Genomic DNA, 13,129 nt, shown 5'->3' with positions numbered 1-13,129 from the left:
CTTTCCGTGTTATATGCTATAATATATGTGATTTCAGGGGGTATGATAGGATGAATAATAATCAAAAAGATAGATTTCAAACAGCATGGAAACAGATAACCCGTTTTTTTAAAAATGAAAAAACACAAAAAAATGCAAGGGTTACATACCAAGTCATTTGGAACCTAACGTTGATCCTCATTATTGTTGGGGTTCTAGGATTCTCATTCGCCGGCGGCGTCGGAGCCGGCTATTTCGCTGCCCTCGTCAAAGATGAGCCGGTACGCTCAAAAGAGGATTTAAAAAAAGACATCTACAATTACGAAGAGACCTCTGAGGTTTACTTTGCTGATGACGTATACTTAGGCAAACTTAAGAGTGACCTTGAGCGTGAAGAAGTGTCCATCGATAAAATATCGGAGTATCTTAAAAATGCAGTCATCGCTACAGAAGATGAATATTTTTATGAACATGACGGGGTTGTCCCGAAAGCTATCCTGCGGGCCATTTACCAGGAATTTACGAATGCATCCGTCCAATCGGGAGGAAGCACTTTAACACAACAGCTTATTAAAAACCAAATCCTGACCAACGAAGTATCATTTGATCGGAAAGCAAAAGAAATCCTGCTTGCACTCCGGGTCGAAAAGTTCTTTGAAAAAGAAGAGATTTTGGAAACCTACTTAAATGTCTCCACTCTGGGGCGAAACTCTTCCGGTCGTAACATCGCTGGTGTCGAGTCCGCTGCTGAAGGTATTTTCGGCGTGGAGGCCAAAGATTTGACACTGCCCCAATCTGCCTTTATTGCTGGATTGCCGCAAAGTCCTTTCGGTTATACACCGTATACCCAGCAAGGGAAACTGAAAGATAATCAAGAACCCGGCCTCAACCGGATGAAAACCGTTTTAAAACGGATGTATAGTAACGGATACATAACGAAAGAAGAGTATGATAAAGCAAGCGCATACGACATTACAAAAGACTTTATCGGTAAAAAGGCGCTGCCATCCGAGAAATATCCTTGGCTCACCACTGAAATTGAAAAACGCTCCATCGAAATCCTATCTGTCAGTCTGGCAAAAGAAGATGGATATGAAGAGAAAGATTTAAAGGATAAAGATTTAAAAGCACAATATGTAGCACTTGCCGATCGTAACCTGCGTCAAAACGGCTATCAGATCCATACGACGGTCAATAAAAAGATATATGATAAAATGCAGGAAGTTACGAAAAACTATCCGAATTTCGGATACGATAAAACGGCACAAGTCATCGACCCGGATACGAAGGAAATGAAGACTGTGAGCCAGCCCGTTGAAGCCGGGGCGATCCTAATCGAAAATAAAACAGGAAAAATCATCAGTTTCGTAGGCGGCCGTGATTTCAAACAGTCACAGACTAACCATGCAACCGGATCACTGCGCTCAAACGGGTCAACGATGAAGCCTTTGCTCGTATATGGTCCAGGCATCGAGCTAGGCAAAATCTCACCAGGAAGCGTAACAGCCAACGTACCTATTACAATTCCAGGAAATCCAGCGTGGAGTCCAGGAAACTATGGCGGCGGCAGCTTTACGGGAGTATCGACTGCCCGCGAGGCCCTAAAGAATTCCTACAACATCCCGGCAGCGCTCTTTTACAAGAAAATAATCAACCTGAGCCCCGCTTCCTATTTGGAGAAAATGGGATTCTCCACCGTGACGAAAGAGGATTACTCCAATCTTTCCATGTCATTAGGTGCCATGAAGAACGGTGTGACCGTTGAAGAAAATGTCAATGCATTTGGCACATTTGCCAATTCAGGGGAATTCATCGATGCTTATATGATCGATAAAATCGTAGCGAAGGATGGCAAGGTCATCTATGAACATAAAGTGAAACCAGTGGATGTTTTCTCACCACAAGCCGCTTACTTGACGCTTGATATGATGCGTGATGTCGTAAACAGCGGGACGGCCGCTTCGGTCAGGAACAGACTTGCTTTCTCAAGCGATTGGGCCGGTAAGACCGGAACTTCCCAAAACTACTGGGACGCCTGGTTCGTCGCCACCAACCCGAATGTATCATTCGGTACATGGCTGGGTTATGATACACCGAAATCCTTGAAAGGGACCTACAATGGTCTTGAATATAATAAACGTAATATGTATTATTGGGCAGATCTGATCAATGCCGCATATAAAGTCGACCCGAAACTCATCGACCCCGATAAGCGGTTTGAAATGCCTGGCGGAATCGTCAGCCGTTCCTTCTGTGGCGTTTCAGGACTGCTGCCTTCAAGTGCATGCCAAAAGGCGGGTCTTGTAAAATCCGATTTATTCATAGCCAAATATGCTCCATCCAAGGCGGATAATAGTTTCATAGACGGGCAATATGTATCAGTCGGCAGCAAGCGCTACGCCGCCCTTCCGCAAACACCTGGCGAATTCACAAGCGGCGGGTTCATGCTCAATCCAGATTCGTTCGCAGATATCGGATTGCAATATGTCAATGACCCGGGATCCGTTATTCCCGGAGGCGAAAAATCAGGGAATGTCGTCGGGGCGAAAGCGAAATTGAATGATAATGGAAAAGTACCCGATCCCCTATCCATAACGATCAGTAACGATAAGATTACATGGGGCTTGCATCCTGAAGGAGACGTCGTCGGCTATCGTGTCTATAAAGACGGCAAAAAAGTGGCGAGCATCAATGCTGGTGAGAGTCTTGTTTACAAAGTCAGCTCTGGCGGTTCTTATTATGTAACTGCCGTAGACATAGTCGGTAAAGAATCAGCCCCTTCTCAGCGTGTTGAAAGCGGTGCTAAGAAGACAAGTTCAAAAGAAGATTCCACAAAGAATAAAGATGATCGCGAAAAAGATAAAATAGCAGATAAAATAGCAGATAAAAAACCAAACTCAAAAGAAGAGAATGGTACATCAGATAAAGAAAAAGATAAAGACACAAATAAAGATAAAGATAAAGTTATAGATAAAGATATCGATAAAGAGCAAAATCAAGACAAAGAGAATACAGACAAAGAAGATACAGAGACCGACAAAGATAAAGATACAGTCAATGATAAAGATAAAGACACAGATAAAGCTGAAGAAGAGGAAGAATGACACTCTTTTTAAAGTGAAACAGGCTGTCGGGGAATTCCCGACAGCCTGTTTCATTATAGTCTCCCACACTAATTCGGCTAATGTTCCCGAACTCAAAAAAAGGCATCCATGCAATTGACCATGGATGTCTTTTAACCTTCTTAAAAATCAGGATAACCCAGCGTTTCAATCCTCCATCGATGATAAATCACCAGTTGGGAGATCCAGTTCCCAAGCTTTCAAGACACGGCGCATGATTTTCCCGCTTCTCGTTTTAGGAAGTTTATCCCTGAATTCAATTTCACGCGGCGCCGCATGTGCTGCGAGACCATTCTTTACGAATTGACGAATTTCTTCAATCAACTCATCGTTTGCATCGTATCCATCACGGAGGGCAATAAATGCTTTGATAATTTCCCCCCGAACTGGATCCGGCTTACCGATGACCCCCGCTTCAGCTACGGCTGGGTGCTCGACCAACTTGCTTTCCACTTCGAAAGGTCCGACTCTTTCCCCTGCCGTCATGATGACATCATCAACCCGGCCTTGGAACCAGAAATAACCATCTTCATCCATATAAGCGGAATCACCGGAAACATACCAATCACCGGGCATAAAGTAAGATTCATATTTTGATTCATTATTCCAGACAGTCTTCATCATCGAAGGCCATCCTTTCTTGATGGCCAAGTTCCCCATTCTATGCGGTGGAAGCTCGATGCCTTGATCATCCACTATTGCCGCTTTCACACCAGGAATCGGTTTACCCATCGAACCCGGTTTAATTTCCAGGCAAGGATAATTGCATATGACCTGAGCCCCCGTCTCCGTCATCCACCATGTATCATGGATACGGTGATTGAATACCTTCATTCCCCAGCGCACCACTTCCGGGTTCAACGGTTCACCGACACTTAAAACATGGCGGAGAGAACTCAAATCGAACCGTTTAACGATTTCGTCACCTGCGCCCATCAGCATCCTGAAGGCAGTCGGAGCACTATACCATACCGTGACACCAAAGTCTTCCAAGGTTTTATACCAGGATTCAGGCTTGAAGCGCCCACCTACAATGACATTGGATGTACCTGTCAGCCACGGTCCAAAGATACCATAAGAAGTCCCTGTCACCCATCCAGGATCCGCTGTGCACCAATACACGTCCTCTTCCTGCAAATCAAGGACCCACCTTGCCGTTTGATAGTGCTGGATCATCGCATTATGAACGTGTAGCACCCCTTTTGGCTTTCCTGTGGAACCTGAGGTATAGTGAAGAATCAGGCCGTCATTCCGATCCACCCATTCAATTTCGAATTTTTTGTCCGCTTCTTTTAATTTTTTATTGAAGTGATGATACTTTCCTTCTTCTTTTATATTTTCCCCCACTAGGAAAATATGTTTTAAGTGGGGTAATTCATCAACTGGGACGCGCGGCAAAAGCTCAGGGGTCGTCACTATAACACTTGCCTCACTATCTTCAAGGCGATCCCTTACCGCGCCCTCCATGAAGGCTTCGAACAACGGCCCTACGACAGCCCCCGTTTTAATCGCACCCAACAATGCAAAATAAAGCTCCGGGGAGCGTGGCATGAAGATGAAAACGCGATCGCCTTTTTCCACATTGGCAATGTTCTTGAACACATTGGCCGCTTGGTTCGTATAATCTTTCATTTCCTTGAATGTATACTTTTCATTTCTTTTATCGTCTTTGTAATAAAGGGCTACTTTGTTCTTTTTATATGTTTCAACATGGCGGTCAATGGCTTCATATGCAAGATTCACTTTACCTGTTTCAGACCAGGAAAATTCCTTTTCCGTCTCGGACCAGTCAAACTTCTTGTATTTTTCATCGTAATTCTTTAAATTAAAATTACCTTCCACTACTGGCAACGCTTTCACATTCATATGACAAATTCCCCCTCTATTCGGTTCTATATTTTCATTATAGTATAAAAACTTAATTATCTCAATTTTTAAAATATTATCCACTTCCATATTAGGGAAAATCTTTCTTGATGAATTTTGAAATCACAGGTATATTGTTATAGTTAATATGAGTTCATATCGATGGCGGATATATGGGAATTACTGTAACAAAAGATTCATATATGCCTTGAACTTTCTGGATTATACCACTTGTTTTTATGTATAATTTATGTAAGCTTTCGATGCTTCTTATACTCCGGAATGCGAAAGTATAAGATTACTATTTTACAAGGGTGGTGAAAGAATGGAATATAATAAGACCTTTTATACTAAGGAACTGCAGACATTAAGCGGAACGCTCATCATCGAGGGGCCGTTAAACGGCGAAAGAATATCCGCTTATGAGTTTCACGAAGACTTGGTCGCCTTCCGCCCGCCTGCTTTGCAGCATAAAGCGTTAATAGAGATTGCAGACTTGCCTGAAGGCAGGATCTTTATCGCCCGTGAAAATGAAACAATCGTGGGTTATGTAACTTATTTATATCCCGATCCCTTGGAACGCTGGTCGGAAATCAAGATGGAGGACCTGATAGAGCTTGGTGCAATCGAGGTCATCCCTAAATACCGGGGTGCCTCCGTCGGGAAGAACTTAATCAGCCTTTCCATGGAAGACGATTCGGTCGAAGACTTCATCATCATCACCACTGAATACTATTGGCATTGGGACTTGAAAGGGACAGGGCTGAATATTTGGGACTATCGCAAGGTCATGGAAAAAATGATGAGTGCCGGCGACTTAGTCTACTTTGCAACAGATGATCCTGAAATCAGTTCACATCCGGCCAACTGCCTGATGGCCCGCATTGGCAAAAGAGTGCCGCCGGAATCCATCCAGAAATTCGACCAATTGCGTTTTATGAATCGGTTCATGTATTAAAAAGGCGTATAAGAGGAGGAAGGAATATGATTGTTGAAAAAATAATGAATGAGGATATTATCACTCTCACTCCATCGGATACAATCCATAGCGCTGTCTTGATCATTAAGGAGAAACGAATTCGCCATATCCCCATTGTCGATGACAGCTTTCAACTTGTCGGATTAGTCAGCGACCGTGATATACGGGATGCTGCCCCCTCTATATTCCGCACCGCAGAAAATGAAAATGAATTACAAAAAACATTATCAAGCATCATGAGAACGGATATAATCACAGGGCACCCGCTAGATTTCGTCGAAGAAATCGGGGCAGTTTTTTGCGATAACAATATCAGCTGCCTTCCAATTGTAAAAGAAAGGAAGTTAGTAGGCATCATAACCGGTTCTGATTTGCTTCATTCATACGTTGAGTTGACCGGAGTCAACCAGCCCGGTTCCCAAATCGAAATCAAAATCCCTGATAAGGCTGGTACCCTTCATGATATTGCCCACATTTTCAAAAGGCGCAATTCCAATATCCTGAGCACTCTTGTTTATCCTGAAAAAGATGGGACCGATTATAAGATTCTTGTAATTCGAGTACAGACGATGAATCCATTTATGGTGGTGGAGGATTTGAAGAAAGAAGGCTATACCGTTTTATGGCCTAGTCTACCGGGGATTTCCCATGAATGATACACCCCTCTTTGTCTATTCGGATGATCTCCTTACCTATAAATTCAACGATGAACATCCGTTCAATCAAAAACGGCTTAAACTCACGCTGGATTTGTTAAAAAAACACCATGCCATCAGTGATGATCAAATTATCAAGCCAAGAATGGCTACAGATGAAGAATTGGAATTGATTCATGATCACAATTATGTAAACGCTGTCAGATTAGCAGGACAGGGTAAGCTCCCCCCTGAAAAGGCCATAAATTACGGGCTTGGAACAGAAGATACCCCAATCTTCCCCAGGATGCATGAAGCAAGTGCCTTGCTTGTAGGCGGTACATTGACTGCGGTTGATGCCGTCATGACCGGTCAGTCCTTGCATGCACTTAATCTTGGAGGGGGCCTGCATCACGGTTTCCGAGGGAAAGCCTCGGGCTTCTGCATTTATAACGATAGCTCGGTCGCGATTAAATACCTGCAAAAAAAATATGGGGCACGTGTCTTGTATGTCGATACCGATGCACATCATGGTGACGGAGTCCAATGGTCATTTTATGATGATCCGGATGTATGCACCCTATCCATTCATGAAACGGGACGCTACTTATTTCCCGGCACTGGCAATATTAACGAACGGGGTCAAGGAACAGGATACGGTTATTCATTCAACATCCCGGTTGATGCATTCACGGAAGATGACTCCTGGCTCGAATGCTATACCGCTTCCTTTAAAGAGGTCATTGAATTCTTCAAACCGGATGTCATTTTAACGCAAAACGGAGCCGATTCCCATTATTACGATCCGCTCACCCATTTATCGGCCACCATGAAGATTTATAGGGAAATACCAAAGTTGGCCCACGAAATGGCTCATAAGTATTGCGATGGACGGTGGATTGCAGTAGGGGGCGGGGGATATGATATATGGCGCGTCGTCCCGAGGGCTTGGTCGAGGGTCTGGCTTGAAATGACGAATAATGATATATCAGGTCCCTTATCAAAAGAATGGCTTGATTGCTGGCAGCCTGAGTCCCCTGTTCGGCTACCGAACGAATGGGATGACATGGAGGATATATACGAACCCATTCCGAGGAAGCCTGAAATTACCGAGAAAAATGCCCTGACGCTTGAAAAGGTTCTATATCCTATTCGGTCTTCCAAGCAAACATCGACAAGCAAGGACCACAGTCAACCAGAAGATCGTTGAAAAACGATCTTTTTTTTAAGAAACAAAAGAGAGTGCCCCCCGGACACTCTCCAAACCAGCTTATTTCGTTGATTGACGATTTTCAATCCGATGTGGCAGGATCACTTTTTCATGACCTTCCTCCACTTGTTCTTTATTCATCAACTTTGTCAGAAGCCTCATCGCAACGGCACCAATATCATATAAAGGTTGAACGATCGTCGTGATTTGCGGTCGCACCATCAATGTCAATCTCGTGTTGTCGAAGCTGATCACTTCAAAGTCTTCCGGTACATTATACCCTTTGTCCTGTGCCGCATGGACAATCCCAAGCGCCATTTCATCAGCACTGGCGATGAATGCCGTCGGTTTCTCTTCAGCTTCCAAGGACTTTTCAAAAGACTCGATTCCTGAATCATATGTATAATCGCCTTCAACAATATAGCTTTCATCGAAAGTAAGCCCAGCTTCTTTCAACCCTCGTTTATAACCAGTCAATTTCTTTTCATCGATTAGCGCGGAAGGATTTCCGCTTACAAAAGCGATATGCTTGTGGCCTTTTTTAGCAAAGAAAGTCACTGCGTCGAATGCCGCGGCCTCATAATCAATATTAACTGATGGAACTTGTCCGCTTTCATCCACCGAACCTGCCAAAACGATTGGAACGGGTGAATTCTTAAACTCTTTGACATGCTCATCAGAAATGTTACCGCCCATGAATACGATACCATCCACTTGTTTTCCAAGCATCGTATTCAACAAATGGAATTCCTTATCTATATTCTCATCGGAACTGCTTAGAATGATATTGTATTTATACATGGTGGCTATATCTTCTATACCTCGTGCCAATTCGGCAAAAAAGATGCTCGAGATATCCGGAATTATGACCCCGACTGTTGTCGTTCTCTTGCTGGCAAGACCCCTTGCCACTGCATTGGGACGGTACCCTAACTTCTCAATCACATCCGAAACTTTCTTCCTTGTTGCAGGCTTTACATTCGGATTCCCGTTAACTACGCGGGAAACGGTGGCCATGGAAACATTCGCCTCACGCGCCACATCATAAATGGTTATATTATTCATTCATCCATTCCTCCATTTCTTTCATTTTCCCCATAAAAGACCCGAATTATTTCGGGAAAAATTCTTTTATGCGTTTTCCTCTATAAGGAAGATTATTTTAGGAACGATCTGCCTAATAAAAAATGCAGTCCTACTCTCTTCTCAGTCAAAGATTCAATACCCTTTTCAAGTATAAAATTCACATAGATATCACTTTATGTATGACTCAATCTTCCGAACAGTTCTCATTCTTGTTATTTATCATACGATAGTCGAATCTTTCCTGCAATCCAATAGTGTTTATTTCGATGCTTTTTCTGCAAAAACAAGTATTTTACCATTAAAAATAGCCCTTGCCAAGGAGGTAAGGGCCGTAAGTAGATATTTTAAAGACTTTCCAGCTTATACAGTTACCCAATTCAAACGTTTAATTTCATCGTAGAACTCATCAAATTGTTTGAAGTCCATTTGCTGTGCAGAATCCGATAAAGCAACGGAAGGGTCCGGATGCACTTCAGCCATTACACCGTCAGCACCGATTGCAAGCGCCGCTTTAGCCGTCGGAAGCAAGAGGTCGCGACGACCAGTGGAATGCGTCACATCAACCATGACCGGTAAATGGGTTTCTTGTTTTAAAATCGGTACGGCAGAGATATCAAGTGTGTTTCTTGTTGCTTTTTCGTAAGTACGGATACCGCGTTCACAAAGGATTATGTTGCCATTGCCCTGCGACATGATATATTCCGCTGCATGAATGAACTCTTCAATCGTTGCAGCCAGTCCGCGTTTTAAAAGAACTGGTTTATTTACAGCACCAGCCGCTTTTAGCAAGTCGAAGTTTTGCATGTTGCGTGCTCCGATTTGGATGACATCAATATGATCGATCGCAGCTTCGATATCGTTAGCGCTCACGATTTCACTGATGACAGCCAAGCCGTATTCATCAGCCACACGTTTAAGTATTTGTAAGCCTTCCAAACCAAGTCCTTGGAAGTCATATGGAGATGTACGTGGCTTAAATGCACCGCCGCGCATCAATTTCAAACCTTTAGCTTTAATGACTTCCGCCACCGCAGCAGTTTGTTCATAAGATTCAACGGCACATGGTCCGAAAACAAAGCTAGGGATCCCATTACCGACCAATTCACCCTTAATGTCGATGATAGTGTCTTCAGCCTTTTGTTTTCTAGATACAAGAAGCGTTTTCTTCTGATCGTCTTTTTGAAGCTCCAAGCCTAATTTGAAGATTTCTTTGAAAATATGTTTAATCGAACCAAGATCAAGCGGTCCTTGATGATTAGCTTCGATAAGGTCCAGCATTGTTCTTTCACGGACCGGATCATAACGGTTTACACCTTGTTTTTCTTTTACGCGACCAATTTCCTGTACAAGTTCAGCACGTTGATTAATAAGATGTAATAACTGAAGGTTCACATCATCCAGTTGATTACGAAGTCCATCAAGCTCTTTGTTGCTCATTACAAATCCATCCCTTCGTTTTTTAAAATAGAAATCGGTGCAGCAATCATTAATCCAAAATCCCTTTTGAATCTCCGATCATTTCCCCAATTATTTTATCAATGAAAATTTTAGAATATTTCATGTATAATTAAATCAATTATAAATGAAGAACTCTTAAATGTCACTAACTTTTTCTTTAATAATTAAACGCTTTTAAGCATTAAAGTTATAAATACATAAAAGTAGGTGTTACACATGAAAGAAAAACTATTTGCACTAGATATTGGAACACGATCTGTTGTAGGAATTATATTGGAAAAAGAACATGAGAGCTATAATATAGTTGATATTTTATCTCAAGAGCACTCCGAAAGAGCGATGCTTGATGGACAAATCCACGATGTCCTGGCCGTATCGAAAGTCATTTCCGATATAAAAAGTCAACTTGAAGAAGTGCATGGCCCATTTAAGGAAGTATCCGTAGCCGCAGCAGGAAGGGCATTAAAAACCGAACGGGCGGAAATGGCAATCAATATCTGCGGCAAGCCGATGCTGAAACGTGAAGATATTCTCCATCTTGAATTCAGTGCCGTCCAAGAGGCACAGACGATTGTCGCCAAGCAAAACAGTTCCCAATCCACCTATTATTGTGTTGGTTATTCCGTTTTGTACTATCGCCTCGACGGTCAGGAATTAGGAAGTCTAATCGACCAGAGCGGTGATGAAGCATCCGTTGAAATCATTGCAACCTTCCTTCCGAAAGTTGTCGTGGAATCGCTGCTGGCAGCCTTAAAAAGAGCGGATTTGGAAATGCAAGCCCTCACTCTCGAGCCGATAGCGGCCATCAATGTGCTCATTCCGGCATCCATGCGGCGCTTAAACGTCGCTTTAGTCGATATCGGAGCCGGGACATCGGACATCGCCCTGACGGATTCTGGAACTGTCATTGCGTATGGGATGGTGCCGATCGCCGGGGATGAAATAACCGAGTCGATCAGTGACTGCCTGCTTCTTGATTTCCCACTGGCTGAACAGGCCAAAAGGGACTTAACCAATCAGGAACATATTATGGTTACGGATATTCTGGGTTTCACCAATGAATTCCCCAGAGAAGAAATCATCCAAAACATTCATCCCGCACTCGATCGTTTGGCTGAGGCAATCAGTACGGAAATCCTCGCTTTGAATAATGCAAAATCCCCTAAAGCAGTCATGCTAATCGGAGGAGGCAGCCAGACGCCCGATCTCCCTCGCCTTTTGGCCCAAAAATTGAATTTGCCTGAAAACAGGGTCGCCATCCGAGGAATTGATGCCATCCAAAATCTAAACATTTCGGATACGATTCAAAAAGGCCCCGAGTTGGTGACTCCAATCGGCATTGCCATAGCAGCAGTTAAAAATCCGATTCAGTATATTAGTGTAACCGTTGACGACCGCCCCATCCGCCTATTCGAGATGAAACGGACAAACGTAGGGGATTGCCTGCTTGCAGCCGGTTTACGGATAAGTAAACTGTATGGTAAACCGGGGATGGCCAAAATCGTACATATGAACGGTCAGCAGATCACGCTTCCAGGAAAGCAAGGGGAAAAATCGCTGATCACCCTAAATGGAGTGGAAACCTCCCTAAACACTGAAGTTAAGAATGAAGATGTCATCATGACAACTAAAGGCGCAGACGGCGAGCCCGCCATGACACGGATACACGATTTGCTTGATGGCCAGATTACAAGAACAGTAACCGTCAATGGAACCGAGCATAGGATTTCGGCTTCGATTACCAGAAACGGCGAAGCTGTAACCGGCGATGAATTTGTCGAGGATCATGATCAAATCGTCTGCCACTTGCCTGGAACCATCCAAGAATTGATTAAAGAACTGCAGCTGCCTGAACTTCTTGCGTCTCTTGAGCCATATTCCTTTCATTTGAACGGGCAAGAGATCAAACTTCCAGCCCTTGCAGGAAGGATCACTAAAAATGGCCTGGAAACGAAGCTTGCATACTCCTTTGAGGATGGTGATGAAATAGAAATCACAACAATGGATCACCCAAAGTTAAGGGATGTCGCGAAAAAGTTAAATATTCAGCATACTTTCACCGTACCTGTTTTTTTTGAGGATAATCAAGTCATGCTTTCCAGGAAACTAGCCGAGTTCCGGCGGGATGATGTGCTTTTGGATGAGAACGAGGTAATCCATGCAGGAGACTCACTTGCCTTGATCCAGCAAAAGCCCGACCCATTCATTTTTCAGGATTTATTTCGCCATGTCGAAATCGATTTCCCTAATCAGGGAAATAACCGCTTCATCCTCATCAAAAATGAACAGGAAACAACCTTTCAAGAAAAGGTTTCCCCTGGAGATCGTTTGAAAATCCTTTGGCCCACCGTAAAATGAATGAATGATTGGATAAATAAAGGCCGGATTCCCTTATCTGAGGGATCCGGCCTTTATCAATCATTCAGTAATGGCTTTGCTCAATGAATCATATGTAATCCGCCAATGAGATTCATTCCAGGCCGGTTTTCCACTTTTAAAAAGGATGGCCTGAGGTGATTGATGTTTGATATCAAATGTTTCTGCCACATAATTGGATAGTGGACGAGCTTCCTGAACGGCTAAATAGGCCGTTTTAAGTTGTTCGTTCTCTAAGATGTACTTTTCATATTGTTCATATGCTTCAGCACTGACCGGGCATGTTACGCTATGCTTGAAAAGTAGGAATGTATCCTCTTTTAAAAGCTCATTGAATTGTTCTTCTGTTTCAATTTTGGTAATCTTCATAATGCATCTCCTTTCCTTGTACATATAAATTTTACCATCAAAAAGGCGG

Annotated in this window: 9 protein-coding genes; 5 read left to right on the top strand and 4 right to left on the bottom strand. The window is 43.3% G+C overall.

The annotated features are described in order from the left end of the window. Positions 1–50: 50 nt before the first annotated feature. The gene (locus tag ACQKKK_RS00710; protein WP_427613333.1) at positions 51–3,083 is read left to right on the top strand and encodes a transglycosylase domain-containing protein; all 3,033 of its coding nucleotides are present in this window, start codon (positions 51–53) and stop codon (positions 3,081–3,083) included. 165 nt (positions 3,084–3,248) lie between these two features. Here ACQKKK_RS00710 and acsA read toward each other — a convergent pair whose 3' ends face one another. Continuing rightward, on the bottom strand, positions 3,249–4,967 hold the full coding sequence (gene acsA / locus ACQKKK_RS00705; protein ID WP_427613331.1) for an acetate--CoA ligase: 1,719 nt from the start codon (positions 4,965–4,967) through the stop codon (positions 3,249–3,251). 325 nt (positions 4,968–5,292) lie between these two features. Here acsA and ACQKKK_RS00700 point away from each other — a divergent pair, with 325 nt between their 5' ends. The 3 genes from ACQKKK_RS00700 to ACQKKK_RS00690 are packed head-to-tail and all read left to right on the top strand — an operon-like array spanning position 5,293 to position 7,791. After that, on the top strand, positions 5,293–5,925 hold the full coding sequence (locus ACQKKK_RS00700) for a GNAT family N-acetyltransferase (RefSeq protein ID WP_427613329.1): 633 nt from the start codon (positions 5,293–5,295) through the stop codon (positions 5,923–5,925). A 26-nt stretch (positions 5,926–5,951) separates the two neighbouring features. Continuing rightward, positions 5,952–6,602 (top strand): acetoin utilization AcuB family protein, encoded by a 651-nt coding sequence (locus ACQKKK_RS00695; RefSeq protein WP_427613327.1) that lies wholly within the window; start codon positions 5,952–5,954, stop codon positions 6,600–6,602. Next, on the top strand, positions 6,595–7,791 hold the full coding sequence (locus ACQKKK_RS00690) for an acetoin utilization protein AcuC (protein ID WP_427613325.1): 1,197 nt from the start codon (positions 6,595–6,597) through the stop codon (positions 7,789–7,791). The genes ACQKKK_RS00695 and ACQKKK_RS00690 overlap by 8 nt, the downstream gene beginning before the upstream one ends. Positions 7,792–7,851: 60 nt before the next feature. On the opposite strand, the gene ccpA is transcribed toward ACQKKK_RS00690, so the two are convergent. Both ccpA and ACQKKK_RS00680 read right to left on the bottom strand, forming a co-directional pair. Continuing rightward, a complete protein-coding gene (ccpA, locus tag ACQKKK_RS00685; RefSeq protein ID WP_427613323.1) occupies positions 7,852–8,856 on the bottom strand; it encodes a catabolite control protein A in 1,005 nt (334 codons plus the stop codon). A gap of 381 nt (positions 8,857–9,237) precedes the next feature. Then, positions 9,238–10,314 carry a bifunctional 3-deoxy-7-phosphoheptulonate synthase/chorismate mutase gene (locus tag ACQKKK_RS00680; protein WP_061464410.1) on the bottom strand — a complete coding sequence of 359 codons (1,077 nt, stop codon included), beginning with the start codon at positions 10,312–10,314 and terminating at the stop codon, positions 9,238–9,240. Positions 10,315–10,551: 237 nt separating this feature from the next. Here ACQKKK_RS00680 and ACQKKK_RS00675 point away from each other — a divergent pair, with 237 nt between their 5' ends. Next, positions 10,552–12,693, top strand: a complete 2,142-nt coding sequence (locus ACQKKK_RS00675; protein ID WP_427613321.1) for a cell division protein FtsA — start codon at positions 10,552–10,554, stop codon at positions 12,691–12,693. A gap of 60 nt (positions 12,694–12,753) precedes the next feature. Here the strand turns inward: ACQKKK_RS00675 and ytxJ are convergent, their stop codons facing one another. Then, on the bottom strand, positions 12,754–13,080 hold the full coding sequence (ytxJ, locus tag ACQKKK_RS00670) for a bacillithiol system redox-active protein YtxJ (protein ID WP_427613319.1): 327 nt from the start codon (positions 13,078–13,080) through the stop codon (positions 12,754–12,756). Positions 13,081–13,129: the final 49 nt, after the last annotated feature.

This window comes from Peribacillus sp. NPDC006672, from assembly GCF_050274955.1.
Lineage (GTDB): Bacteria > Bacillota > Bacilli > Bacillales > DSM-1321 > Peribacillus.
Note: the sequence above shows the minus strand (reverse complement) of the source record. Positions and strands in the feature narration are given on the sequence as shown.

Excerpts from the sequence above, each read along its gene's own strand:
- ACQKKK_RS00710 (WP_427613333.1), top strand. The coding sequence starts at position 51 with ATGAATAATAATCAAAAAGATAGATTTCAAACAGCATGGAAACAGATA.
- acsA (WP_427613331.1), bottom strand. The coding sequence starts at position 4,967 with ATGAATGTGAAAGCGTTGCCAGTAGTGGAAGGTAATTTTAATTTAAAG.
- ACQKKK_RS00700 (WP_427613329.1), top strand. The coding sequence starts at position 5,293 with ATGGAATATAATAAGACCTTTTATACTAAGGAACTGCAGACATTAAGC.
- ACQKKK_RS00695 (WP_427613327.1), top strand. The coding sequence starts at position 5,952 with ATGATTGTTGAAAAAATAATGAATGAGGATATTATCACTCTCACTCCA.
- ACQKKK_RS00690 (WP_427613325.1), top strand. The coding sequence starts at position 6,595 with ATGAATGATACACCCCTCTTTGTCTATTCGGATGATCTCCTTACCTAT.
- ccpA (WP_427613323.1), bottom strand. The coding sequence starts at position 8,856 with ATGAATAATATAACCATTTATGATGTGGCGCGTGAGGCGAATGTTTCC.
- ACQKKK_RS00680 (WP_061464410.1), bottom strand. The coding sequence starts at position 10,314 with ATGAGCAACAAAGAGCTTGATGGACTTCGTAATCAACTGGATGATGTG.
- ACQKKK_RS00675 (WP_427613321.1), top strand. The coding sequence starts at position 10,552 with ATGAAAGAAAAACTATTTGCACTAGATATTGGAACACGATCTGTTGTA.
- ytxJ (WP_427613319.1), bottom strand. The coding sequence starts at position 13,080 with ATGAAGATTACCAAAATTGAAACAGAAGAACAATTCAATGAGCTTTTA.